Here is a 24,990-nt window from a genome sequence, read left to right as displayed (position 1 = left end):
TAATGTCCAAAAAAAATCAGGACTCAATTCTTCAACCTCCCTATTCATTTAATGTAGCCTGGGAAAATTTATTGGATGATAAGAATTTTATCAAAGTCTTTCTTTCCGATATCCTTGAGGCCTATGTGGTTAAGCAACGATGGTATGGTGGCAAAGCGAGCAAGCTTAAATATATAGAACTCCGGGAATACTTCAGGATTCAGCAGAAAGGCGAAGTTTATTACGGTTTATTGCTGGAAGTTAATTTTGAAGAGGCATTTTACCAGCATTATTTTTTACCTATTGCATTTGTTACCGATGAGAATTTTGCCGAAAAAGAAAGGATTCTGCCCCTGAGTATAAACGGACAGGATGGTTTTATAATAGATGCAATAAACCTTGAGGCTTTTCGAAAGTTGGTATTTGAGCGTATCGTGAATGCAGAGCCAAATGATACTACCCGTGTAAGGTACCATAAAAGTATTGACTTTCATGACAAAGTCTATGAATCCTCTCGTTTTATGGGGCTAGAACAGAGTAATACTTCTGTAATAATCAATGATAGATCTGTTATAAAATTTTTTAGAAGGATCTACGCAGACAAGAATCCGGATTTTGAAATGAGTCAGTTCCTTTCGGAACGAAAAGGATATAAAAATACACCGGCCTATCAGGGAAGTATAAGTATCATGGATGCAGAGAATGTTAATGTTACCATAGCATTAATGCAGGAATTGGTCCCAAATCAGGGCGATGCCTGGGATTTTATGTTGAAAGAATTACATAAAATCTTTAGCAACCTCGAATATAAGGGGATAAATGTGCACAAATTGCCTCAAACAGAATTGTTTGAGCGGTTGAATATCAGGGATGTTCCGCCGGAAATTATTGATTGGGCGGGTTTGAACATTTTCCTGAAACTTCAGAAATTGGCACAGAGAACCGCAGAGATGCATATTGCTTTGGGTTCAGAATTTGAGGACACTGCATTCACACCTACTCATTTTAATGGGGATTACGAAGTGTGGCTAAAGAATAGATTGTTATATCAATTTCAAAATAGATTAAATACTGTTGAAAATAACCTTCATCGTTTGGAAGGTTTATCGCAAGAGCTTGCCAAGGAGTTTTTGGAGCGAAAAAATGAGATTAGAAAACGCTTTGTGAATTTTGACTGGACCAAGCTTAAAGGAGAAAGGATTCGCGTCCATGGAGATTATCATTTGGGTCAGATATTGGTTAAGGATGATGATTTTTATTTGCTTGATTTTGAAGGGGAACCGGAAAGCACTATTAGGGACAGGAAGGTTAAACAGCCGCCTTTAAAAGATATTGCGGGTCTTTTCAGGTCATTTCATTATGCGGTTTATGCCACAATTTTCAATCACATGGAAGACTATGCATATTCACAGGAAGATCTTTTTCTGGCGGGTGAGATTCTTTATCGTTACTTTATAGGCGTCTTTCTGGAAACCTATGTCAGTCTTATACAGGAACATAATATAAATATTGGTTATCGCCAGGAAAGAATATTTCTCCTGGAGTATTGTATGCTTGAAAAGGCAGTTTACGAATTGGGATATGAAATGAATTCGAGACCCAGATGGGCGGTGATACCTTTGCAGGGTATTATGAGTATTATTAACGAAACTAACTAACAAAACAAAAATGGGCAATGTAATTCCCTTTAGCTTATTATCGGATTTTGATATTAATCTTTTTAAGGCAGGCAAGCACTACCGGCTTTACAATCATTTGGGATCACACCCTATGAAATACAAAGGCAAAAAGGGGACATATTTTGCTGTTTGGGCTCCAACGGCTAAATCTGTTTCTGTAATAGGTGATTTTAATTACTGGGTAGAAGGTGAACATCAGCTTAATGTAAGATGGGATGAAAGTGGTATTTGGGAAGGTTTTATTCCGGGGGTAGAACAAGGCGCCCTGTATAAGTATAAGATTCATTCTCATAACAATAATATTAAAACGGAGAAAGCAGACCCTTTTGCCAGATATTGCCAGCATCCGCCCAATACAGCTTCTGTAGTATGGGATGACGCTTATAAATGGAAGGATAAGACCTGGATGGATACCCGTGAGACTAAGAATAGTTTAGACAAACCATATTCTGTCTATGAAATCCATCTTGGATCCTGGAAACGGGCCAATGAGGATAAGTTTATGTCCTATCTGGATCTGGCAGAAGATTTGGTTCAATACTTGAAGGAAATGAATTTTACACACGTAGAATTTATGCCGATTATGGAATATCCCTATGATCCTTCCTGGGGCTATCAGCTAACTGGTTATTTTGCGCCGACATCCAGATTTGGCAAGCCAGAAGATTTTAAACTTCTGGTAGATAAACTTCATCAAAATGATATTGGTGTCATCCTGGATTGGGTACCTTCACATTTTCCGGAAGATGCCCATGGGTTAGGATTTTTTGACGGCTCCTGCCTGTATGAAAACCCGGATAGAAGAAAAGGATATCATCCGGATTGGAAAAGTCTGATATTTAATTACGGCAGAAATGAAGTTCGCGCATTTCTGATAAGTAACGCCAATTTTTGGTTAGATCAGTTTCATGCAGATGGTCTCCGTGTCGATGCCGTTGCTTCAATGTTATACCTGGATTATTCGCGTGAAGAAGGCGAGTGGGAACCAAATATTTATGGCAACAACGAGAATCTTGAAGCTATATCCTTTATTCGCGAACTTAATCAGGAAGTGTACAGCAGTTTTAAAGGTATTCAAACAATTGCAGAGGAATCAACTTCCTTTTCTATGGTCTCCAAGCCTGTTAGCATTGGGGGACTTGGGTTTGGCATGAAATGGATGATGGGTTGGATGCATGACACCCTGGAGTACTTTAAGAAAGAGCCCATTTATCGCAGGCATCATCAGAATGATCTAACATTCAGTATGACCTATGCTTTTACCGAAAACTTCATGTTGCCTTTTTCCCACGACGAGGTAGTCTATGGAAAGCAGTCTTTGCTCTATAAAATGCCAGGGGATGAATGGCAAAAATTCGCTAACTTAAGATTGCTATACGGGTATATGTTTACGCATCCGGGTACTAATCTGCTATTCATGGGTGCGGAGTTCGGACAGTCTTCCGAATGGAATTATCAGCATAGTCTTGATTGGCATTTGTTGCAATATGATTTTCATAAAGGCGTTCAGGAGTTGGTAAAGGACCTGAACAAGCTTTATCGTACATCCCCTGCTCTTTATGAAAAACAATTCAGCCCTGAAGGATTTCAGTGGATAGATTACGGAGATTATGAAAATTCCGTACTTACTTATATCCGCCGTGGAAATGAACCTAAAAACGACCTGATAGTGGCTTGTAATTTCACACCGGTACCAAGAGAAGGTTACCGAATAGGAATTCCAAAAAAAGGGGCATTAAAGGAGGTTTTTAACAGTGATGCCAAAAAATATGGGGGAAGCGGTAGTAAAAATACCGGATTAAAAGTTAGCAAGACCCCATGGCATGGTCATAAAACTTCTATTGAAATTACAATTCCACCACTTGGGATCGTAGTTTTTAAATAAATATCGCCAACTATAACGTAATAGTTCATAAATCGCAGCAAAATCGTTTTTCTTTTAAAAGTTAAAGTCTTTTTTTTGTCTGTCTTTTAAATCACCCTTTATGATTACCAATACAGAATTAGAATACAAAGGCAATTTATATCCCAACCAAATAATTAAATTTAAGCGTGATACCGATAAATTTTATTTTACGTCGGAGAATGGGGTAATTCTTGAAATAACTGTACTGCGCAACAGCGCCATTAGATTCAGATATGCCACTGAAGAAGTTTTTCAACCAGATTTTTCCTATGCAATAAGTCCGGATGGCAGCAGGGGGTATAACAAACTAGAAGCCACAGAAACAAAAACAGAATATTTAATTAGCACTTCGAAAATTACGGTTCTGGTTGATAAAAAAACCATGAGAACCCAAATTTCAGACCTGGAAGGAAATATAATAAACGAGGATGAACTCGGATTTCACTGGGAGGAGAATTACCAATTTGGTGGTAATTCGGTGAAGATGAGCAAAATTACCCAGACCGCAGAAAGCTTTTACGGTATGGGTGATAAGGCCACGCATTCCAATCTGAAAGGGAAAAGAGTGAGCAATTGGGTTACGGATTCTTATGCCTATAGCAAAGATCAGGATCCGTTGTACAAGGCAATTCCATTTTATATTGGCCTCCATAACAATATTGCGTACGGAATATTCTTTGACAATACATTTAGGACCAATTTTGATTTTGCCCATGAAAGAAGGAATATAACCAGTTTTTGGGCAGACGGCGGAGAAATGAATTACTACTTTTTTTACGGACCTGAGATGTCCAAAGTAGTTAGGGCTTATACGGATTTAACCGGCACACCGGAAATACCGCCACTTTGGGCATTGGGTTTTCATCAGTCCAAATGGAGCTACTTCCCTGAGAGCAAAGTAAAGAAAATTGCCGCGAAATTCAGGGCGCTAAAAATACCATGTGACGCCATCTATCTGGATATAGATTATATGGATGGATTTCGCTGTTTTACGTGGGATAAGAAAAAATTTCCCGACCCCAAGGCCATGATACAGGATTTATACAAAGATGGCTTTAAAACTGTGGTCATGATAGATCCGGGAATTAAAGTAGATAAGGATTATTGGGTATACCAGGAAGCCTTGGAAAATGATTATTTCTGTAAAAGGGGCGATGGACCTTTAATGCGAGGTAAAGTCTGGCCGGGAGAATGCAGTTTTCCTGATTTTACAAATCCGATAGTCAGGAAATGGTGGGCAGGACTTTATAAAGAGCTAATGTCAGAAACTGGCGCCCATGCAGTTTGGAATGATATGAATGAACCCGCCATAATGGAAGTTCCCTCGAAAACGGCACCCCTGGATACAAGGCATGATTTTGATGGCCATCCATGCAGTCATAGAAAGGCACATAATATTTATGGCACTCAAATGGTAAGGGCAACTTATGAAGGTGTAAAAAAATACGTTTACCCTAAACGACCCTTTGTAATAACCAGGGCGGCATATGCAGGTGCTCAGCGTTTCTGTTCTACCTGGACCGGTGATAATGTTGCTACCTGGGAACACCTATGGATTGCCAATGTGCAGGTTCAAAGAATGTGCATGAGCGGTATGTCTTTTGTTGGTTCAGACATAGGAGGATTTGCAGAACAACCCAATGGTGAGCTTTTTGCCAGATGGATACAATTGGGTATTTTTCATCCGTTTTTTCGGGTGCATTCCAGCGGAGACCATGGAGATCAGGAACCATGGTCATTTGATAAAGAAGTAACCAATATTGTTCGGAAGTTTATTGAATTAAGATACCAGCTTCTTCCGTACCTGTATACCATGTTCTGGAAATATTCTAATGAAAACATTCCTATGCTAAAACCCCTGGTTTATTTTGATCAGGAGGATCATCAAACGCATTTTAGGACTGATGAATTTATATTTGGAGATCAAATATTAGTCTGTCCAATTCAGGAACCAAATGCAATGGGAAGAAGAATGTATATTCCCAGAGGTAAATGGCATAATTTCTGGACAGGTGAGGTTTTAGATGGTGGAATGGAAAAATGGGTTGCCGCGGATATAGATAAAATTCCGATTTTTATTAAAGAAGGCGCAATAATACCCAAATATCCTGTCCAGCAGTATGTTGGTGAGAAAGTTATCGAAGAATTAATCCTTGATGTTTACTTTAAATTGGGTGTTGAAAATTCTTCGGTCTATGAAGATGCACATGACGGTTACGATTATACAAAAGGGAATTATAGTTTAAGGAATTTTAAATTAAATGGTAAGAAAAATGAATTGATCATTCAGCAGTTCAAAAATGGAGCATTCATTACATCATATAGCTCATTTAAGATTAATCTGATTGATTTACCATTTGCTATTAAGGAGGTAGAAATAGATAATGAAATTGTTCCTCTGAAAGATCTCATAAAGAATGGAAATAATGCAATACAAGTCACTAAGGAATTTACTGTGTTGCATATAATTGGTAAATAAATATTTTGTATTTTAAACCTTAATTATTCATTAAAAATGAGCACGAAAAAGGTTGTACTGGCATTCGTATTATTATTGGGAATTGCCTCTTGCAAAGTCAATCCATTTACCGGGCAGAAAGTTTTGAACTTCTATCCCAACAGTCAGATATTCCCAATGGCCTTCTCCCAATACGATGAATTTATCGGACAAAATGAGGTCCTCGAGAATTCTGCCGAAGCCAGGATGATTTCAAAGGTTGGGCAGCGAATTTCTTCTGCTGCTGAAAGATGGTTGTCGGCGAATGGATATCCCGGCTATCTAAAGGATTACCGATGGGAATACAATTTGGTAAAAGACGATCAAATTAATGCCTGGTGTATGCCTGGCGGCAAGATTGTTTTTTATACCGGTATTCTGCCTGTTTGCCAGGGAGAAACAGGAGTTGCTGTAGTAATGGGTCATGAAGTGGCTCATGCCCTGGCAGATCACGGCGCACAGAGAATGAGTGCAGGAACCCTTCAGCAACTGGGAGCGGTTGCAGGAAATATTGCGATTCAGGATGAAGAATCGAGAAATATGTTTAACCAGGCATACGGAATTGGTTCATCAGTTGGAGTTATGCTGCCGTTCAGTCGCAGTCATGAAACTGAAGCGGATAGAATAGGACTTCAAATTATGGCTATTGCTGGCTATAATCCGGATGAGGCTGCTGAATTATGGAAACGTATGAAGGCAAGCGCAGGAGGGAATACTCCACTGGAATTTTTAAGTACCCACCCATCGAATGATACCAGGATTGCCAATTTAATCCAATGGGCTCCTTTAGCAAGACAGGAAGCTCAGAAGTTCGGTGTTACTTCTTTTCAATAGGCCGATCTCAAATGGTGATTGCTCTAATAGTTGTATATTCGAGGCTGCTTTTAAAGAGTAGCTTTTTAATAAATGGCCAGAACTTTTGCAATAAAAGGAAGTAAGAGATTATTAAATGCCTGGGCATTTTATGACTGGGCGAACTCTGTATATAGCCTCGTTATTGCATCAGCAATTTTCCCAATTTTTTATGGAGCTTTGTTTCGGGCAGCCGAAATTGAGAAAGTAGCTGTTTTTGGTGGTGAAATTGAGCGTGCACCATTGATAAGTTATCTTACATCGGCCGCTTTTTTGTTCATTGGTGTAATTACACCGCTAATTTCCGGTATCGCAGATTATCTGGGGAATAAGAAAATCTTTATGAAATTTTTTTGTTACCTGGGAGGAATTTCCTGTATCGGGCTTTACTGGTTTTCTCTGGAAAATATTTATTTGGGCCTGGGATGTTACTTTTTTGGTCTAGTGGGATTCTGGGTGAGTTTTGCAATCAATAATTCTTACCTGCCGGATATCGCATTCCCCGAGCAACAGGATAGTATTAGCGCAAAAGGATTTTCCATGGGTTATATAGGAAGTGTTCTTTTGCTATTAGTTAACCTAGCCATGGTTATGAAACCCAATATTTTTGGGATAGAAACCGATGCCTCTGAGGCAGCTGAGATCAGAGCCATGAAATATTCTTTCGTAACAGTTGGTATTTGGTGGATTTTGTTTAGTCAATATACTTTTTATTATCTGCCTAAAGGAGTTAAACGGCCCGGAGTGAGGCAAAATATTATTTTCAATGGATTCAAAGAATTAAAAGGGGTATGGCATCAATTAGGAAATGAAATAAAACTAAAGCGATATCTGGCAGCATTTTTTGTATACAGTATGGCTGTTCAGACTGTTATGTTGATAGCTACTTATTTTGGCGAACAGGAGATCAACTGGGGTTCGGATAGTGAGCGAACTACAGGATTAATCGTTAGTATTCTGGTTATTCAATTGGTAGCCATTTTCGGGGCTACCATGACGGCTAAGGCATCAAAAAAATTTGGCAACATAAAGACCCTTATGGGGATAAATATTTTATGGGTAATAATCTGTATCTATGCCTATTTCCTGATTACTCCAATCGATTTTTATATAGCCGCTGGTTGTGTGGGAATTGTCATGGGTGGTATACAGGCTTTATCGAGATCTACCTATTCCAAATTTATCCCGGAAACAACAGATACGGCTTCTTTTTTTAGTTTTTATGATGTGGCTGAAAAACTTGGAATTGTGATCGGCACTTTTTTATATGGATTTATTGCCCAGTTTACAGGAAGCATGCGAAATGCAACCATATTTCTGGGACTGTTTTTCCTATGCGGATTGTTTTTATTGACCAGAGTACATAAAAAACCCTGACATTTCTGCCAGGGTAGGATTGTTGTTCGTTTTTTGATGAATTTTTATCCCTTGGTAATATCACCAGAACCTGAAGATTTACTATCTATCTTTTTCGGATCTCCTTTATAGTGTATATCTCCGGAACCGGAAACTCGTGCTGTTAGCATTTCATTGGCTGTAACCTTAATATCAGCAGACCCTGAAACTCTGGCATCAACATTATCAGCTATCAGGTCATATGCCCGAATATCTCCCGAGCCTGAAATTTGAGCCTCAAATACTTCAGTGGTGCCACTTAAGTTAATATCACCGGAACCAGACATTGATGCGGTAATCGTTTTACATTCCAAATCCAGTGTGATATCTCCCGAGCCCGACATGCTGGTGCTAAATTCCGAAGCTGAAATAGTTTTTTTACCGACAATATCTCCAGATCCTGATAGTGAAAGGGCGCTAAGACTCTCTACCGGTACAGTAACTTTGATTCCTCCATCCTTTTTCCATGACGAAGGTTGAAGGTTATAGCCCTTTTTTACCTTAACTACCAGTTTGCCGTCCTTTACTTCAGTTTTTATATACTCCAGCAAATTTTCCTCTCCCTCAATGCTCAGTTTTCCCTCTGTTCCATCGACCAGCATAACATCAAACCACCCGGAAACTGAAATGGCATCATAATTATCCGTAGACCTTTCAATGGTTACTATATTTCCATTTCCTTTAATTTTCTTACCCCATTGTGCATTTGTGACTGCAACCATGCAAAGGGCTATTCCAAATGTTAGTATTTTATTCATGATCATGTGTTTTTTGTATATTGATATTTGTTGTTTAAAAGCGATCTTTAATTTTTGGTAAAACTAATACTGCCATAATCACTGGTTATGGAGATCCTGTTTTCACTGCTTTCGCTACCGTAAAATCCTTCGTAATATCTTTCATTGGATTTTTCTTTACTTATATTGATTTCAAAATCGTCTTTCCCGCTAACACCGGCATATTCAGTAGTGATTTCAAAATTGAAGTGATACATTGGATCGTATCCTATTTTAATACCGGTATAATCAGACCGTATTGACACATTTCCCGCATCCTGAGCCATGTTTTTTATGCTCACGGAGCCGTAATCTGCATTAATATCCACATTGCCATGAATAGTGCCCAGTTTTACATTTATATAATCCCCGTTCCCTTGCACACTATAGGCCTCATCTACTTCTAATTTACCATAATCACTGGAATACTCCAGGTTTTGCATTTGTCCGATTGTAGAATTCGTATAATCCGCGCTTATGTTTAAATCTCCGGCTTTTTGAATGGTAAACCCTGAGTAATCTGCAGAAATTTTGGCACTTCGCACATATTCTATAGTAGACTTAGAAGTGTAATCAAATTTTAATTCATTATTCCTGCCATGCAATTCACCAATTTCCAGCCTTCCATAATCACAACTAATTTTAGCATGCCCGTCAATGCGGTCAAGCATAATATTCCCATAATCATTATTAAGATGCACGCTATTTTTTACCGGCAGTTTAATAATATAATTGATTTGCATATTCACATTGTTATTTTTTCCCCAGTTCCAGCCCCAGCCCTTATCCTTGTTAAAGATAGTTTTTGCCGAAACCATATCGCTGCTTGCATCAAAATCCACAGTAATTTTATCGAGTTTCTCCTGTACTTTTGACTCGTTATTACCACTTGTTTTAATATGAACCTCAATGACCACTCTATTCTCGTTCCAGGAGCTTAAAGTTAAGTTACCATAACTATTGGTAACTTTTAGGAGTGCATCTGTATTGACATCAAATTCCTTTTTAATCGTCTTTTCCTTGGTATACTTGCCTTTGAGATTTCCATTGGAAGCCTGGCCTGTTGCCGGCACTATAAGAAGCGCGACTAGTATATATTTAAATAGTAATGTTTTCATCATCGTAATTTTTAAAAGTTTTAATGTTTTCTATTTTGTCCATAACTTCCTGTAATAAATCAATGCGTGTTTGGAAATTGGTAATCATAGCACTGAGTATTAGTTTGCTGTTTCCCCCGTCAATTAGATCTTGTTCGAGTTTTTTATAATTTTTTTCCAGTTTATTTAATTGCAACAAAGTGTCATCAACTAATTTTTTTGTCTCAGGTGTACTCTGGTCTACCAGTTCTTTAATTTGTCCATCAATGAGGTTGGCAAAATAAAACTGCGTTTGCGAAACTTCCGGTGATATTTTAGCCACCTGTTCATCTATTGAAGGTCTGCCCGTCGTATAGAGGGATGCCCCAACTGCGAAAAGCAATATAATGGAAGCGGCTATAGATAATGGCCTCCACCAATTATTCTTTTTTGGCTTTAGTCTTACCACACCATTGGAATTGCTTAATTTCTGCAGGAATCTTTCCTCATGGCCTACTCCTGGTTCTTCCGTATCAAAAGAACCTTGAAGGTTTTTAAACAATTCCTCTATTTTTCGATCTTCATTCATAATTAAGCATTTATCATTTTTTTTCTCAAACTATCCTTTGCCCTGGATATTGTCGTCCTGCAATTCGCATAGCTTATACCCATGATTGAACTAATCTCTTCGTAATCATAGCCTTCAATTAGATGTAAGGTCAAAGAAATTCTGTAATTGTCTTTCAATTGTTTCATGGTTTCCAGTACTTTTTGAGCCATTCGTTCTGTATTCCCATGATCCTCGGCAATTCCTTCATTATCTTCGACCTTGTACAATATTTCATCTAATCCTACCTCATTTTTTTTCTTCTGCTTTCTGTAATGGTAGATACTTTTGTTAATAACAATGCGCTTTAACCACGCACCAAAAGTAACGTCTCCTTTAAACGTATGCAGTTTCGTAAAAGCATTCAAAAACGATTCCTGCATAACATCTTCAGCTTCTGCACTATCTTTTACAATTCTGTATGCCGTGTTGAACATGGCTTTGTAATAGCGATTGTAAATCTCCATTTGTGCACTTTGCTTACCCTCCAGACACAATTGCAACAAGGCTTCAGTATGTACTTTATTTTGGCTCAAAAAGTAAATGCTTTGTATTAAAGATTGATTAATTTAAGTAATGTTACACTTTTTATGGAAAAATATTTCTTTGTTGGCATAAGAATTGTCTTAAGTAAACTGAAAAGCTGGTATTTACAGTGGTTTACGCTTAAATATGGGCTATTTAATGTAGTTTAGATAGAATAAAGTAATAGTTAATCTGTCCTTAAATGACAGAATGACCGAATAAAATGATATGGGATATTCAAAGTATTCAAAATTTGACAATATGACGTTACAGGGAATTGATGAAGATTCTGAATTAATACCGTTATTGACTCCGGAAGATGAAGAGGAGATGAATAATGAAAGCTTACCCGAGGTTTTACCAATTTTACCTCTTCGAAATACTGTATTGTTTCCGGGCGTGGTAATACCTATTACGGCTGGCAGGGATACCTCAATAAATTTGATAAAGGATGCCAATAAAGGATCTAAAGTTATAGGCGTTGTATCCCAAAAAGATGAAGAAACCGAAAACCCCGGGATTAAGGATATCAATATTTTAGGAACCGTTGCAAGGATATTGAGGGTTTTAAAAATGCCTGATGGCAATACAACTGTGATAATACAGGGAAAAAAACGATTTGAAATAGCTGAGGTTCTTACGGAGAATCCTTATATGACCGCCACAATTCGAGAAGCAGAGGAAGTAAGGCCCTTACCCGGGGATCAGGAATTTCTGGCCATCATAGATTCGATAAAGGAACTGGCATTAAAAATCATTAAAAATAATCCTAACATTCCAAGTGAAGCCTCCTTTGCGATTAAGAATATAGAAAGTAATTCTTTCCTGATAAACTTCGTTTCTTCCAACCTCAATCTGGATGTAAAGGACAAGCAGGACTTATTAGAGATTCCGAACCTGCAGGACAGGGCCCTGGCCACGTTAAAATATATGAATGTGGAATTTCAGAAGTTGGAACTTCAGAAAGATATCCAATCTAAAGTGCGCAGTGACCTGGATCAGCAGCAGCGCGAGTATTTTTTGCATCAGCAAATGAAAACCATTCAGGAAGAACTGGGAGGGGCTTCTTATGATGAGGAGTTTCTTGAAATGCAAGCCAAATCCAAGAAAAAGAAATGGGATGCAAAGGTGGCCGAGCACTTTGAAAAGGAACTTGCAAAAATGCAACGGATGAACCCTCAGGTGGCTGAGTATTCCATACAAAGGAATTATCTCGATTTGTTTCTTGATTTACCCTGGAATGAATATTCCAAAGACAAATTTGATCTGAAGAGGGCTCAGAGAATTTTGGACCGCGATCATTATGGGCTTGAAGACGTAAAGCAAAGGATTATTGAATATTTGGCTGTTCTTAAGCTGCGAAATGATATGAAATCTCCAATTTTATGCCTTTACGGCCCCCCCGGAGTAGGAAAAACTTCCCTTGGTAAGTCAGTTGCGGAAGCTTTAGGCAGGGAATATGTGCGAATGTCTTTGGGTGGTCTGCGAGATGAAGCGGAAATCAGAGGGCACCGCAAAACATACATAGGTGCCATGCCTGGAAGGATCTTGCAAAGTATTAAAAAGGCGGGGACTTCAAACCCTGTCTTTATTTTGGATGAAATAGATAAATTAGGAGCCAGCCATCAGGGAGATCCGTCTTCCGCCATGTTAGAGGTACTGGATCCTGAGCAAAATAGCGAATTCCATGATAATTTCCTGGAACTTGGTTATGATCTTTCTAAAGTCATGTTTATTGCAACAGCCAACAATCTTTCTACGATTCAACCCGCCTTGCGTGATAGAATGGAGATAATAAATGTTACCGGGTATACAATTGAAGAAAAAGTGGAAATTGCGAAACGACATTTGCTCCCAAAACAACTTAAAGAACACGGCCTCTCATCGAAAGATTTAAAAATTGGAAAACCCCAGCTGGAAAAAATCGTTGAAGGCTATACGCGCGAATCTGGTGTTAGAGGACTGGAAAAGCAAATAGCAAAAATGGTCCGATATGCAGCTAAATCAATTGCTATCGAGGAGTCATATAGCGTGAAGATTAGCAATAAGGATATAGAAAAAGTATTAGGTCCTGCCAGGATGGAGCGCGATAAATATGAAAATAATGACATTGCCGGAGTGGTAACCGGATTAGCCTGGACCAGTGTAGGAGGGGATATTCTTTTTATCGAATCTATTTTGTCTAAAGGTAAAGGAACCCTCAACATAACTGGTAACTTAGGCAAAGTTATGAAGGAATCCGCCACCATTGCAATGGAGTATATAAAATCTAATGCAGAGAGTTTTGGCATAAACCCTGAAGTTTTTGATAAATATAATGTCCATATTCATGTGCCTGAAGGGGCAACACCGAAAGATGGCCCAAGTGCGGGCATTACAATGCTTACTTCACTGGTTTCTTTGTTTGCTCAGAAAAAGGTTAAAAAAAGCCTGGCTATGACCGGTGAGATAACCTTAAGAGGCAAAGTTTTACCCGTTGGCGGTATAAAGGAAAAAATACTTGCGGCTAAAAGGGCCAGGATAAAGGAGATAATACTATCAGAGGAGAACAGAAAAGATATTCTGGAGATTAAAGAGGAATACCTGAAAGGGCTAACATTTCATTATGTTACGGATATGAGTGAGGTAATAGACATGGCCATTACTGACCAAAAAGTAAAAAACGCCAAGAAATTATAAATGATATTATGATACTAAATTTAACCTCGAATTCTAAGGATTGCATAAAAAGGATATTTTTGTTTCACTTTAATCATTTCTCTATACTTTTAACATATGAGCAAGATTATTATTGCAATTGATGGCTATTCTTCGACAGGTAAAAGTACCATTGCCAAAGAATTAGCCAAAGCATTGAATTACGTGTATGTTGATACCGGTGCAATGTACCGCGCTATTACCTTATTTGCTTTAGAGCAGAATTGCATTGTTGATCATGAAATAGACGTTAAGAAGTTACTTGGCGTGCTACCAATGGCAAAGCTCAGATTTCAGTACAATAAGGACTTAGGATATTCAGAAATGTTCCTCAATGAGAAGAATGTAGAGAAGGAAATAAGAAGTATGCGGGTTTCTAAAGAAGTTAGCAAAATTTCTGTAATCCCTGAAGTTCGGAAGAAATTAGTTAGCATGCAACGAGAAATGGGTGACAAGGAAGGGGTGGTTATGGATGGCCGAGACATAGGAACTGTTGTTTTTCCGAATGCAGAGCTTAAAATATTTATGACGGCTTCTCCAGACATCAGAGCATCAAGACGCTATAAGGAATTGATTTCACGGGGAGAAAACGTTGCTTATGAAGAAGTGCTGAAAAATGTTCGTGAGCGCGATTATATTGACTCGCACAGAGCATCTTCGCCGCTGGTTAGGGCCAAAGATGCTATAATATTTGACAATAGCGATATGGGCTTAAAAGAACAGTTTGAGAGAATCTATTATTACGCTTTGAAGGTCATTGATAAACAAAAAAAGAACGCTTAAAAGCGTTCTTTTTTTATAAATTAACAATCTATAGGTTAGGAATTATCAATACCTGATCCGGATGGATTATATCCGGGTTACTTAGAATATTCGTATTTGCATTAAAAATCTGTTTGTATTTCATGGCATCCCCATAATAATGTTTGGCTATTTTGCTAAGAGACTCTCCGCTTTTAACCACATGGCGATGATAAACAGAACTATCACCCACGGTAATATTTGCTTTAATATCAGTTGGATGTTCACCTCCGATTTCTTTTATTTTGTCCCAAATTAGATTTTTCTCATATTGGGTATGAGCTTCTCCTTTGATCTTTAAAACCCCATCAGATTCAACTACATCACCATCTTTTATTCCCAGTTTTTCTCCTAAATTCAGGACTGCCTTATATTTTTCTTTGACACTCATTTTGTATATTTTAATTGTTAGTATTTGACATCATGAAGTTACAAAATACCCATTGATTTTTCCAGGAAATATGCAAATCCGCCCCCTTATTTTAATCCTTACCTTCCTCTGCTTTGTAAAACAACATTTTAATTGTATTTTTGCACTCCTTTTTTGCAAATAATCAGGATAAAAAGGAAGGACAAAAAAACATATAACAGCTTCTGCAGGAATTGCCTTAATCCTGAAAGTACTGCGGAATACAAATTTAATCAGCACATGGCTGAAGAAAAAGCAATAACAGAGGCAGTAGAAACTGCCGAAGTAAAAGAAGAACAAAAAACAGAAACTCCAAAACAGGATCCTAAAGAGTTTTTGGAGAATTTCAATTGGGAGAAATACGAAGAAGGTATAGAGCGTGTTGAAGATTCCAAACTTGAAGAATTTGAAAAATTAGTTGCAGAAAACTTTGTAGATACTGCCGATGAAGAGGTCGTAGAAGGTGTGGTTACACATTTGACAGACCGCGAAGCAATTATTGACATTAATGCTAAATCTGAGGGGGTTATCTCACTTAATGAGTTCCGATACAATCCAGATCTGAAGATTGGGGATAAAGTGGAGGTGCTTATTGATATTCGCGAAGATAAAAGCGGACAGTTGGTATTATCTCATAGAAAGGCCAGAACAATTATGGCCTGGGATAGAGTAAATGCGGCACATGATAAAGAAGAAGTGGTAACAGGTTTTGTAAAGTGCAGAACAAAGGGAGGAATGATTGTGGATGTCTTTGGCATTGAAGCATTTTTACCGGGGTCGCAGATTGATGTAAAACCTATTCGGGACTACGATCAGTATGTGGGTAAGACCATGGAATTCAAAGTCGTAAAGATTAACCATGAATTCAAGAATGTAGTTGTTTCACATAAAGCGTTGATCGAGGCGGATATTGAAGAACAGAAGAAAGAGATTATCAGTCAGCTCGAAAAAGGCCAAGTACTGGAAGGTATCGTTAAGAACATTACTTCTTACGGGGTCTTTATTGATCTTGGTGGTGTTGATGGGTTAGTTCATATCACGGATCTTTCCTGGAGCAGAATAAATCATCCGAACGAAGTTGTGGAATTAGATCAGAAGCTAAATGTTGTTATCCTTGATTTTGATGACAATAAATCCCGAATTCAATTAGGTCTTAAACAATTGGAAAAACACCCTTGGGATGCTCTTGGGGATGAAATTAAAATTGGGGACAAAGTAAAAGGAAAAGTAGTTGTAATTGCAGATTACGGAGCCTTTTTAGAAGTAGCTGAAGGAGTAGAAGGCCTGATTCATGTTTCTGAAATGTCATGGTCAACGCATTTGAGGTCAGCACAGGATTTTGTGAAAGTTGGTGATGAACTCGAAGCCGTTGTTTTAACTCTTGACAGGGAAGATCGAAAAATGTCATTGGGTATTAAGCAATTAACTCCAGATCCATGGACGGATATTACTTCTAAGTATCCTGTTGGCTCTCGACATAAAGGTATTGTAAGAAACTTTACAAATTTTGGGGTTTTTGTTGAACTTGAAGAAGGAATAGATGGGTTAATTTATATATCAGATCTTTCCTGGACAAAGAAAATTAAACACCCGTCAGAATTCGTAACAGTTGGGGAAACTTTGGAAGTAGAAGTATTGGAGCTTGATGTAGAAGGTCGTAAATTAAGTTTGGGACATAAGCAAACTACAGAAAACCCCTGGGATAAATATGAGAAAGAATTTGCCCTTGGAACAGTTCACAAAGCTGCAATTTCTGAAATAGTAGATAAAGGTGCTATTATAGAATTTAATGAAGACATAACAGCATTTGTACCTCAGCGCCATATGGAAAAAGAGGATGGTAAAAAATTGAATAAAGGCGAAGAGGCTGAATTCAAGATTATTGAATTTAACAAAGAATTCAAACGTGTGGTGGCAAGCCACACAGCCATTTTTAGGGAAGAGGAACAACGCAATGTAAAAGCGGCCAAAAAGAAAGCAGCCGCTTCAGCTGAAGAGGCTAAACCAACTTTGGGTGATGCCAACGAGCAATTACAGGCGTTGAAAGACAAAATGGAAGCCGATAAGAAAAAATAGGTTTTTAAGAAGTCTTCTTCACCAGAAGTAAAGAAAAAGTCCTGATATTTACATCAGGACTTTTTTTATTTATTTAATATTTCATTAAAACGGAGAGCTTAAGTCCATACAATTTAGCATCAATCATTTAAATTAAGCAGAAATCCCTACTTTTGTAGTCGAAAAGAGTAGGTTATCCAGCCCATGAGTCAAAAAGTATTGCTTTCTTCCAAGGAGATTAACATTATACTACACCGCCTGGCTTGTCAACTTTTAGAACATCATTTAGATTTTACTGAGACCGCATTAATAGGAATACAACCACGTGGTATCTACCTGGCGCAGCGACTTTCAAAAATTCTCAAAGAAGATTATGGGGTTAGTAAAATTAACCTGGGACTTCTCGATATTACTTTTTACAGGGATGATTTCAGAAGAGGAGAGAAAACCCTGGAAGCCAGCAGCACTAAAATGGATTTCCTGGTAGAAGGTAAAAAAGTTGTACTTATAGATGATGTTCTGTATACAGGCAGGAGCATTCGTGCTGCCTTAACGGCTATACAGTCTTTTGGAAGGCCGAGTGAGATAGAATTATTGACCCTTATAGATAGGCGTTTTAGCCGGCATTTGCCAATTCAGCCAAACTATCGCGGCAGACAGGTAGATGCAATTAACGAGGAGAAAGTAAAGGTTATGTGGAAAGAAAATGACGGAAAAGATATTATTTATTTAGTAAGTAAATAAAGAACAGATGAGCGAATTGAGTGTTAAACACTTATTGGGCATAAAATATCTTAAAGAAAAAGATATCCAACTTATATTTGAGACCGCTGATCACTTCAAAGAGGTTATTAACCGATCGATTAAAAAGGTTCCGTCACTCCGTGATATCACTATTGCAAATATTTTCTTCGAAAGCAGTACCAGAACCAAGTTGTCTTTTGAACTGGCCGAAAAACGGTTGTCTGCGGATGTGATTAATTTTTCTTCCGCTCAGTCTTCTGTCAAGAAAGGAGAGACACTCATTGATACGGTAAATAATATTTTATCCATGAAAGTGGATATGGTGGTGATGCGCCACCCCAGTCCGGGAGCAGGAATTTTTCTATCGCGGCATGTAGATGCAGCCATTGTTAATGCGGGGGATGGCGCACATGAACATCCCACCCAGGCCCTTTTGGATTCTTATTCTATAAGGGAAAAATTAGGTGATGTCTCAGGTAAAAATGTGGTAATTATAGGAGATATTCTTCATTCAAGAGTAGCTTTATCAAATATTTTTGCTCTAAAATTACAAGGCGCAAATGTAAAGGTGTGTGGTCCCAGGACCTTGCTGCCAAAACATATAGAATCTTTAGGGATTGAAGTAGAGTCCAATCTTAAAAAAGCATTAAATTGGTGTGATGTGGCCAATATGTTGCGGATTCAGAATGAACGCCTGGATATAAGTTATTTTCCAACTACCAGAGAATATACACAACAATATGGTGTTAATAAAGCCATTTTGGATGGCCTGGATAAGGAAATTGTAATTATGCACCCGGGTCCAATTAACCGCGGGGTAGAGATAACCAGCGATGTGGCGGATTCCAAACAATCTATTATCCTGAATCAGGTTGAAAATGGAGTTGCCATACGTATGGCTGTAATATATTTATTAGCTTCAAAAATTAAATAGCGAATTATGATTTTTGATAAAACGGGTAATACTACTATAGTTTACCAGGAAAACATTTCATTGAGAAAATTCGTCGAGAATCTCAACAATTCCTACAGTAAGATTAAAAAGGATCACTTAATTATTAACTTATTTTCTTTTTCTAAGATTACTTCTAATGATGTCCTGGAGTTTCTCCAGATATCTAACAGGCACCGTGCGGCAAATAAATCATTTGTACTGGTCACCAATAAAGTAGAATATGATGAGGTGCCCGATGAAATATGCCTGGTGCCAACACTCCAGGAAGCCAAAGACATTATTGAAATGGAAGAAATTGAACGCGATCTTGACTTGTAATTAATGAATTATAATCTTGCTCAAATTAATATTGCGCGTATGCTGGCCCCTTTGGATAGCCCGGTTATGAAAGGTTTTGCAGATAACGTGGATAGAATTAACCAATTGGCGGAAATTAGTAACGGCTTCGTTTGGCGATTTATTGAGGATGATATTAGCGATTCGGCTGTTCAGGTCTTCCATGATGATTATGTTGTTGTGAATATCTCTGTATGGAAATCAATTGAGGCACTTTTCGACTTCACTTATACCTCTGAGCATAAGAACATATTTAAAAGGCAAAAAGAATGGTTCTCAAAAATGAAAAAGATGCATATGGCCTGCTGGTATATTCCAGAAGGCAAATATCCCACACCTCTGGAAGGAAAGGAAAGGCTTGAATACCTTGATAAATTCGGGGAAACCCCTTATGCCTTTACTTTGAAAAGAAATTTTACGGCAAAAGAGGCTAGCCTTTATAAATTGGAAACCTGGAAAAAACAATGAAGCTGCATATCCTTGGTTGCTACGCGGCTACTCCGAGAACATTGACTAACCCTACATCTCAGGTATTGGAAATAGAGAACCATCTTTATCTGATAGACTGTGGTGAGGGAACGCAGGTCCAGTTGAGAAAGAATAAAATAAAATTTTCAAGGATTGAACATATTTTTATCTCACATCTTCACGGGGATCATTTTTTCGGGTTACCAGGACTTATTTCCACTTTTAGATTGCTGGGCAGAGAAAAAGACCTGCACATATATGGACCCGAAGGAATTAAAGAGGCCATTACCCTTCTGCTCAGGCTTGGTAATTCATGGACGAATTATAAACTTATTTTTCACGAATTAACGTCTGCAAAATCTGAAGTTATTTTTGAAGACACCAAAGTGCAGGTCAGGACAATTCCTATGGATCATAGGATATATACCAATGGTTTTTTATTCAGTGAATTACCGGGCGAGCGCAAATTAGATGTATTGGCTGCAGCAAAACATAAAATCGATAAGGCATATTATCGGAGTATAAAGCAAGGTAAGGATATAAAACTAGATGATGGTTCAGTTATTCCAAATGCAGAGCTCAGTCTGGATCCTCCTCCACCAAAACACTATGCCTATTGTAGTGACACAGGGTATAATAAGGATATAATTCCACTTATAAAAGGAGTTGATCTGTTATATCACGAAGCTACGTTTTTAGAATCCGAAGCACATTTAGCGAAAAAAACGAAACACTCCACGGCAAGGCAGGCCGCAACAATAGCAGATGCAGCAAATGTATGCAGACTTATCCTGGGACATTTTTCTACAAGGTATAAATCTATACTTTCATTCAAAGAGGAGGCTATTCAAGTTTTTAACAATGTTGAATTGGCAGACGATGGTAAGATATTCGAAGTTTGAAAATAATATTTGTTCAGAAAATAGGTATCTCCCAGGATCTTGTGGCGAAGGAATATTATGGAATACTTTCTAAGCTCATTATAAAAATTCAATAACACTTCACTTTTATACAACTTTTCCCCAACTTTGTGTTGTTAATCGTTGTCTTCAAGGAAATGCATAGAGATTTAGGGAATCATCGGAAATCATACAATAAAAGTGCCCTTAATGAACAAGCCATATCAGACAATCCTCTGGAATTGTTTCAGAAATGGTTTTATGAGGTTGAAACTGCTGAGGGCATTGATGAACCGAATGCAATGACTGTTTCGACACTGGGATTGGATGGTTATCCAAAAAGCAGGGTGGTCCTCCTCAAAAAGTATACATTTGAGGGTTTTATCTTTTACTCCAATTACCAGAGTGAAAAAGGCAAAGCTATCCAGGCAGATCCAAGAGTTTGTCTGTCATTTTTTTGGCCCAATATGGAACGGCAGATTATTATTAAAGGAAAGGCTGAGAAAATAGCTAAAAATCTTTCCGATGGATATTTTGAGTCGAGACCGGAAGGCAGTAAATTGGGTGCCATTGTATCTGATCAAAGCAGTGTAATTGAGTCGAGAGAAGTCCTGGAAGTTGAATTGAAGAAATTAGAAGAAAAGTATAAAGGCAAAGAAATTGAACGACCGGATTATTGGGGTGGTTATCTTGTAAGGCCCGTATCTATGGAATTTTGGCAGGGAAGGGATAATCGGTTGCACGATAGAATCCGATATACACTTCAAGAAGATTTTGATTGGAAAATAGAGCGACTTGCTCCATAAAAATAATTGGATTATGAAAACTCTTATACTTGTGAGGCATGGGAAATCATCTTGGGAATACAGGGTAAGCGATCAGGATCGTCCTTTACAGGAGCGGGGTATTACTGATGCTCATCTGGTAAGTAATGAATTTAAAAGGCTATCCGAGAACATAGATTCAGTGTATTCAAGTCCTGCAAACAGGGCTCTTCATACTTGTATGATATTCTTAAGGAATTTCAATTATCCTTTGCAAAACTTAAAAGTTTCTAATGAATTGTACGATTTTTCGGGAGAAGCAGTAATGTCCTTTGTAAAGCAGCTGGATGACGACCTTAGTAAAGTACTTGTTTTTGGCCATAACTACGCACTTACCAACATCGTAAATCAATTTGGGAACAAGCCTATCGATAATATGCCCACTTCAGCGTTGGTCCAAATACGGTTTGATGTTACTAGTTGGGATACAATAAAAACTGGTATTACCGAACATATCCTTATTCCAAAACAACTTAGATAATGAATAAGACCAAAAATCAATACATCAACAGGGAAATAAGCTGGTTGATGTTTAATGATCGTGTACTTCAGGAGAGCGCAGATAAAAATGTGCCACTGATAGAACGACTTCGGTTTTTAGGAATTTTTTCAAATAATCTGGATGAATTTTTTAAAGTAAGGTACGCTACCATTAAAAGAATTGTTCTGGCAGGAAAGAAGGGGAAAAGTGCTTTGGGAGGGGAGAAAGCCAAGGACTTGTTGGCAGAAATCACCAAAATTGTAATTGAGCAGCAAAGTAAAAGCCTGGTTATTCACGGCGATATTGAGAAAGAATTGGAAGGGGAAGGTATTTTTCTAATCAATGAAAAGGAAGTATCTGAAAGTCAGGCCAAATTCGTTAAAAACTATTTCATTGAAAAAGTTAGCCCCCTGTTGATGACCATAGTCCTAAATGATCTTAACCAATTTCCTCTTTTAAAGGATACGGAAGCCTATCTGGCTATAAAAATGGTCCTTAGCGAAACCGAGAAAGACCAAAAGAATCAAAGAACCCGGAAGATTCGGTATGCACTAATAGAAATTCCACAGGGTACGGATCGTTTTGTGGTTTTGCCATCTGAAGGAAATAAAGATTACATCATAATTCTGGATGACCTGATCAGGTTTTGTCTCGATCGGATATTCCCGATGTTTGAATATGAGTCTATTTATGCACATATGATCAAAATAACAAGAGATGCAGAATTAGACATTGACAATGATCTAAGCAAAACGTTTATAGAAAAAATATCATCAAGTGTTCAGGGAAGAAAAATTAGTGACCCGGTTCGTTTTGTATATGATAAGGGCATAGGCAGGGATACCTTAGAATTTCTAAAAGGAAAAATGGGTATCAAGGATACCGATAGTGTTATACCGGGAGGGCGTTATCACAACAGGAGGGACTATATGAGCTTTCCAAGTTTAGGGAGACAAGATCTTATGTATGAGAAAATTACACCACTTCCTGTAAAAGGACTAAGCCTTGAAGGAAGCTTATTGGAGCGTATAGCCGAAAAGGACTATCTTATGTATGCACCCTACCATACTTTTTCTTACATAATAAAATTCCTTAGGGAAGCTGCACTGGACCCTAAAGTAAAGAGCATTAAGATCACTGTATATCGCCTTGCAAAGAATTCACAAGTGGCCGCATCTTTAATAAATGCCGTGAAAAACGGTAAAAAAGTTACTATGCAAATAGAATTAAGGGCTCGTTTTGATGAAGAGGCTAATATTAACTATGCAGAAGAATTGCAGGCTGAAGGTGTAAAACTGATCTTTGGAGTCCCCGGTTTAAAAGTTCATAGCAAAATTTGTGTAATTGAAAGGGAAGAAGGCGATTTAATAAAACGATATGGTTTTATAAGTACAGGGAATTTTAATGAATCAACGGCTAAGATATATACGGATTATACACTGTTTACGGCTAACGAAGCTATTTTAAAAGAACTCAAGATTGTCTTTGATTTTTTTGAAACTACCTACAAAATATATAAATACAAACATTTGATAGTTTCCCCGCACTACACGAAGAGTTTGTTTAAAAAATTTATTGATAATGAAATACAATCTGCAAAACTCGGGAGAGATGCCTACATTAAGATTAAGATGAACAGCTTTACCTCCTATGAAATGGTAGATAAGCTATACGAAGCAAGTAGGGCAGGGGTTAAAATTCAGTTAATTATAAGAGGTGTGTGTTGTCTTATTCCCGGGGTAGAGGGTATGAGTGAAAATATTGAAGCAATAAGTATTGTTGATAAATTTTTGGAGCATCCCCGTGTCTTTATTTTCAGTAATGAAGGAAACCCTAAAATATATATTTCTTCGGCTGACTGGATGACACGTAATTTAGATAACAGGGTAGAGGTTGGATGTCCAATTTATGATGAAGATATTAAACAGGAATTATTGGAAACCTTTGAAATTTCATGGAGTGACAATGTTAAAGCCCGAATTTTTGACAGGGAACAGAAAAATATTTATAAGAAGAATGAATTACCTAAGTTACGCTCTCAATTTGCTATTTATGATTATTATCTTAATAAATTGAATTCTAAAAAACTAGAAATTTGAATATCCGTAAGTTAGCCGCAATCGATATTGGGTCTAATGCAATCAGGTTATTGGTTCATAATGTTATTGAAGAAAGAGGCAAAGAAACAAGGTTTAGAAAAAATGTTCTTATCAGGGTTCCTGTCCGCCTTGGAGAAGATGCTTTCACTAAAGGTGCAATATCTGAATATAATACAAACAGAATACTAAAAACCATGAAATCCTTTAGCCTTTTAATGGAGGTTATTGGTGTAGAAAAATATAAGGCATGCGCCACTTCGGCGATGAGGGAGGCCCGTAATGGGAAAAAAATTATTGCCAGGATTTTAGAGGAAACGGGGATTTCTATTAAATTAATTAATGGCAAAGAAGAGGCCTCAATAATTGCATCTACTGATTTAAAAAAACTCATACAAAATGATCAGTCCTATCTTTATATTGATGTCGGGGGTGGCAGTACAGAATTTACTTTATTTACTGATGGCAAAATAAAAATATCCAGGTCTTTTAAGATAGGAACAGTTCGTTTGCTTAATAATATGGTAAATGATGAAGTATGGACCGATATGGAAAAATGGATTAAGAAATGCACGAAAGGCGTATCTGAAATTTCGATAATTGGTTCAGGAGGCAACATTAATGAATTACATAAATTGTCTGGACGAAGGGAAGGTGAACCTCTCTCTGATATCTGGCTGAATGCACAATATAAATTTTTAAATGGCACGTCCTATGAAGAGCGTATTTCTGAGTTAGGTCTTAACCCGGACAGGGCAGATGTAATTATACCTGCTACGCGGATATTTTTGTCGTCAGCTAAATGGAGTGGGGCAAGAAAGATTCATGTTCCTAAAATTGGTCTTTCCGACGGGATTATAAAAACCTTATATTATGAATAGGTAAAATGAGCTATTCCCATAAAATATTAACTAAGAAAAAATTAAGTTACCC

22 protein-coding genes are annotated in these 24,990 nt (G+C 37.7%); 17 read left to right on the top strand and 5 right to left on the bottom strand.

Annotated elements, in window-relative coordinates; genetic code table 11:
* Nucleotides 1-2 precede the first annotated feature (2 nt).
* From G504_RS0110260 to G504_RS0110240, 5 genes are all read left to right on the top strand, one after another.
* Nucleotides 3-1,637: a trehalose synthase gene (locus G504_RS0110260; protein WP_019670087.1), complete on the top strand. Its 1,635-nt coding sequence runs from the start codon at nt 3-5 to the stop codon at nt 1,635-1,637.
* A gap of 10 nt (nt 1,638-1,647) precedes the next feature.
* The gene (gene glgB, locus G504_RS0110255; RefSeq protein WP_019670086.1) at nt 1,648-3,543 is read left to right on the top strand and encodes a 1,4-alpha-glucan branching protein GlgB; all 1,896 of its coding nucleotides are present in this window, start codon (nt 1,648-1,650) and stop codon (nt 3,541-3,543) included.
* 100 nt (nt 3,544-3,643) lie between these two features.
* Complete coding sequence (locus G504_RS0110250; protein ID WP_019670085.1) at nt 3,644-6,043, top strand: glycoside hydrolase family 31 protein; 2,400 nt, start codon at nt 3,644-3,646, stop codon at nt 6,041-6,043.
* A 36-nt stretch (nt 6,044-6,079) separates the two neighbouring features.
* A complete protein-coding gene (locus G504_RS0110245; RefSeq protein ID WP_019670084.1) occupies nt 6,080-6,895 on the top strand; it encodes a M48 family metallopeptidase in 816 nt (271 codons plus the stop codon).
* 72 nt (nt 6,896-6,967) lie between these two features.
* On the top strand, nt 6,968-8,290 hold the full coding sequence (locus G504_RS0110240) for an MFS transporter (protein ID WP_019670083.1): 1,323 nt from the start codon (nt 6,968-6,970) through the stop codon (nt 8,288-8,290).
* Nucleotides 8,291-8,334: 44 nt separating this feature from the next.
* Here G504_RS0110240 and G504_RS0110235 read toward each other — a convergent pair whose 3' ends face one another.
* Genes G504_RS0110235 through G504_RS0110220 form a run of 4 tightly spaced genes read right to left on the bottom strand, consistent with a single transcriptional unit; the run spans nt 8,335 to nt 11,303 of the window.
* Nucleotides 8,335-9,066: a head GIN domain-containing protein gene (locus tag G504_RS0110235; protein ID WP_019670082.1), complete on the bottom strand. Its 732-nt coding sequence runs from the start codon at nt 9,064-9,066 to the stop codon at nt 8,335-8,337.
* A gap of 47 nt (nt 9,067-9,113) precedes the next feature.
* On the bottom strand, nt 9,114-10,202 hold the full coding sequence (locus tag G504_RS0110230; protein WP_019670081.1) for a DUF4097 family beta strand repeat-containing protein: 1,089 nt from the start codon (nt 10,200-10,202) through the stop codon (nt 9,114-9,116).
* Nucleotides 10,183-10,749 (bottom strand): hypothetical protein, encoded by a 567-nt coding sequence (locus G504_RS0110225; protein ID WP_019670080.1) that lies wholly within the window; start codon nt 10,747-10,749, stop codon nt 10,183-10,185. The genes G504_RS0110230 and G504_RS0110225 overlap by 20 nt, the downstream gene beginning before the upstream one ends.
* A gap of 2 nt (nt 10,750-10,751) precedes the next feature.
* Entirely contained in the window at nt 10,752-11,303 is a 552-nt protein-coding gene (locus G504_RS0110220) for an RNA polymerase sigma factor (protein WP_019670079.1), read from the bottom strand.
* 250 nt (nt 11,304-11,553) lie between these two features.
* Between G504_RS0110220 and lon the strand changes: the two genes are divergently transcribed.
* Both lon and cmk read left to right on the top strand, forming a co-directional pair.
* Nucleotides 11,554-13,971, top strand: a complete 2,418-nt coding sequence (gene lon / locus G504_RS0110215) for an endopeptidase La (protein ID WP_019670078.1) — start codon at nt 11,554-11,556, stop codon at nt 13,969-13,971.
* A 96-nt stretch (nt 13,972-14,067) separates the two neighbouring features.
* On the top strand, nt 14,068-14,772 hold the full coding sequence (gene cmk / locus G504_RS0110210; RefSeq protein ID WP_019670077.1) for a (d)CMP kinase: 705 nt from the start codon (nt 14,068-14,070) through the stop codon (nt 14,770-14,772).
* 28 nt (nt 14,773-14,800) lie between these two features.
* On the opposite strand, the gene G504_RS0110205 is transcribed toward cmk, so the two are convergent.
* On the bottom strand, nt 14,801-15,181 hold the full coding sequence (locus G504_RS0110205) for a LysM peptidoglycan-binding domain-containing protein (RefSeq protein ID WP_019670076.1): 381 nt from the start codon (nt 15,179-15,181) through the stop codon (nt 14,801-14,803).
* Nucleotides 15,182-15,439: 258 nt separating this feature from the next.
* Here G504_RS0110205 and rpsA point away from each other — a divergent pair, with 258 nt between their 5' ends.
* From rpsA to G504_RS0110150, 10 genes are all read left to right on the top strand, one after another.
* A complete protein-coding gene (gene rpsA, locus G504_RS0110195; protein WP_019670074.1) occupies nt 15,440-17,275 on the top strand; it encodes a 30S ribosomal protein S1 in 1,836 nt (611 codons plus the stop codon).
* 183 nt (nt 17,276-17,458) lie between these two features.
* Entirely contained in the window at nt 17,459-17,998 is a 540-nt protein-coding gene (gene pyrR / locus G504_RS0110190) for a bifunctional pyr operon transcriptional regulator/uracil phosphoribosyltransferase PyrR (RefSeq protein ID WP_019670073.1), read from the top strand.
* A gap of 7 nt (nt 17,999-18,005) precedes the next feature.
* Nucleotides 18,006-18,932 (top strand): aspartate carbamoyltransferase catalytic subunit, encoded by a 927-nt coding sequence (locus G504_RS0110185; protein ID WP_019670072.1) that lies wholly within the window; start codon nt 18,006-18,008, stop codon nt 18,930-18,932.
* Between the two features lie 6 nt (nt 18,933-18,938).
* On the top strand, nt 18,939-19,271 hold the full coding sequence (locus tag G504_RS0110180; RefSeq protein ID WP_019670071.1) for a hypothetical protein: 333 nt from the start codon (nt 18,939-18,941) through the stop codon (nt 19,269-19,271).
* Nucleotides 19,272-19,274: 3 nt separating this feature from the next.
* On the top strand, nt 19,275-19,757 hold the full coding sequence (locus G504_RS0110175) for a DUF3291 domain-containing protein (protein ID WP_019670070.1): 483 nt from the start codon (nt 19,275-19,277) through the stop codon (nt 19,755-19,757).
* Entirely contained in the window at nt 19,754-20,659 is a 906-nt protein-coding gene (locus G504_RS0110170) for a ribonuclease Z (protein WP_019670069.1), read from the top strand. The genes G504_RS0110175 and G504_RS0110170 overlap by 4 nt, the downstream gene beginning before the upstream one ends.
* A gap of 155 nt (nt 20,660-20,814) precedes the next feature.
* The gene (pdxH, locus tag G504_RS0110165) at nt 20,815-21,462 is read left to right on the top strand and encodes a pyridoxamine 5'-phosphate oxidase (protein ID WP_019670068.1); all 648 of its coding nucleotides are present in this window, start codon (nt 20,815-20,817) and stop codon (nt 21,460-21,462) included.
* A gap of 13 nt (nt 21,463-21,475) precedes the next feature.
* A complete protein-coding gene (locus G504_RS0110160; protein WP_026348498.1) occupies nt 21,476-21,961 on the top strand; it encodes a SixA phosphatase family protein in 486 nt (161 codons plus the stop codon).
* A complete protein-coding gene (gene ppk1 / locus G504_RS0110155) occupies nt 21,961-24,060 on the top strand; it encodes a polyphosphate kinase 1 (RefSeq protein ID WP_019670066.1) in 2,100 nt (699 codons plus the stop codon). Before G504_RS0110160 ends, ppk1 begins: the two co-directional genes overlap by 1 nt.
* A complete protein-coding gene (locus G504_RS0110150) occupies nt 24,057-24,938 on the top strand; it encodes a Ppx/GppA phosphatase family protein (protein WP_019670065.1) in 882 nt (293 codons plus the stop codon). The genes ppk1 and G504_RS0110150 overlap by 4 nt, the downstream gene beginning before the upstream one ends.
* Nucleotides 24,939-24,990 lie beyond the last annotated feature (52 nt).

Source organism: Eudoraea adriatica DSM 19308 (assembly GCF_000382125.1).
Lineage (GTDB): Bacteria > Bacteroidota > Bacteroidia > Flavobacteriales > Flavobacteriaceae > Eudoraea > Eudoraea adriatica.
Note: the sequence above shows the minus strand (reverse complement) of the source record. Positions and strands in the feature narration are given on the sequence as shown.

Excerpts from the sequence above, each read along its gene's own strand:
- G504_RS0110235 (WP_019670082.1), bottom strand. The coding sequence starts at position 9,066 with ATGAATAAAATACTAACATTTGGAATAGCCCTTTGCATGGTTGCAGTC.
- G504_RS0110160 (WP_026348498.1), top strand. The coding sequence starts at position 21,476 with ATGAAAACTCTTATACTTGTGAGGCATGGGAAATCATCTTGGGAATAC.
- G504_RS0110225 (WP_019670080.1), bottom strand. The coding sequence starts at position 10,749 with ATGAATGAAGATCGAAAAATAGAGGAATTGTTTAAAAACCTTCAAGGT.
- G504_RS0110175 (WP_019670070.1), top strand. The coding sequence starts at position 19,275 with ATGAATTATAATCTTGCTCAAATTAATATTGCGCGTATGCTGGCCCCT.
- G504_RS0110245 (WP_019670084.1), top strand. The coding sequence starts at position 6,080 with ATGAGCACGAAAAAGGTTGTACTGGCATTCGTATTATTATTGGGAATT.
- glgB (WP_019670086.1), top strand. The coding sequence starts at position 1,648 with ATGGGCAATGTAATTCCCTTTAGCTTATTATCGGATTTTGATATTAAT.
- G504_RS0110260 (WP_019670087.1), top strand. The coding sequence starts at position 3 with ATGTCCAAAAAAAATCAGGACTCAATTCTTCAACCTCCCTATTCATTT.
- G504_RS0110250 (WP_019670085.1), top strand. The coding sequence starts at position 3,644 with ATGATTACCAATACAGAATTAGAATACAAAGGCAATTTATATCCCAAC.
- pdxH (WP_019670068.1), top strand. The coding sequence starts at position 20,815 with ATGCATAGAGATTTAGGGAATCATCGGAAATCATACAATAAAAGTGCC.
- G504_RS0110205 (WP_019670076.1), bottom strand. The coding sequence starts at position 15,181 with ATGAGTGTCAAAGAAAAATATAAGGCAGTCCTGAATTTAGGAGAAAAA.
- G504_RS0110230 (WP_019670081.1), bottom strand. The coding sequence starts at position 10,202 with ATGAAAACATTACTATTTAAATATATACTAGTCGCGCTTCTTATAGTG.
- ppk1 (WP_019670066.1), top strand. The coding sequence starts at position 21,961 with ATGAATAAGACCAAAAATCAATACATCAACAGGGAAATAAGCTGGTTG.
- lon (WP_019670078.1), top strand. The coding sequence starts at position 11,554 with ATGACGTTACAGGGAATTGATGAAGATTCTGAATTAATACCGTTATTG.
- rpsA (WP_019670074.1), top strand. The coding sequence starts at position 15,440 with ATGGCTGAAGAAAAAGCAATAACAGAGGCAGTAGAAACTGCCGAAGTA.
- cmk (WP_019670077.1), top strand. The coding sequence starts at position 14,068 with ATGAGCAAGATTATTATTGCAATTGATGGCTATTCTTCGACAGGTAAA.
- G504_RS0110170 (WP_019670069.1), top strand. The coding sequence starts at position 19,754 with ATGAAGCTGCATATCCTTGGTTGCTACGCGGCTACTCCGAGAACATTG.
- G504_RS0110180 (WP_019670071.1), top strand. The coding sequence starts at position 18,939 with ATGATTTTTGATAAAACGGGTAATACTACTATAGTTTACCAGGAAAAC.
- G504_RS0110185 (WP_019670072.1), top strand. The coding sequence starts at position 18,006 with ATGAGCGAATTGAGTGTTAAACACTTATTGGGCATAAAATATCTTAAA.
- G504_RS0110240 (WP_019670083.1), top strand. The coding sequence starts at position 6,968 with ATGGCCAGAACTTTTGCAATAAAAGGAAGTAAGAGATTATTAAATGCC.
- pyrR (WP_019670073.1), top strand. The coding sequence starts at position 17,459 with ATGAGTCAAAAAGTATTGCTTTCTTCCAAGGAGATTAACATTATACTA.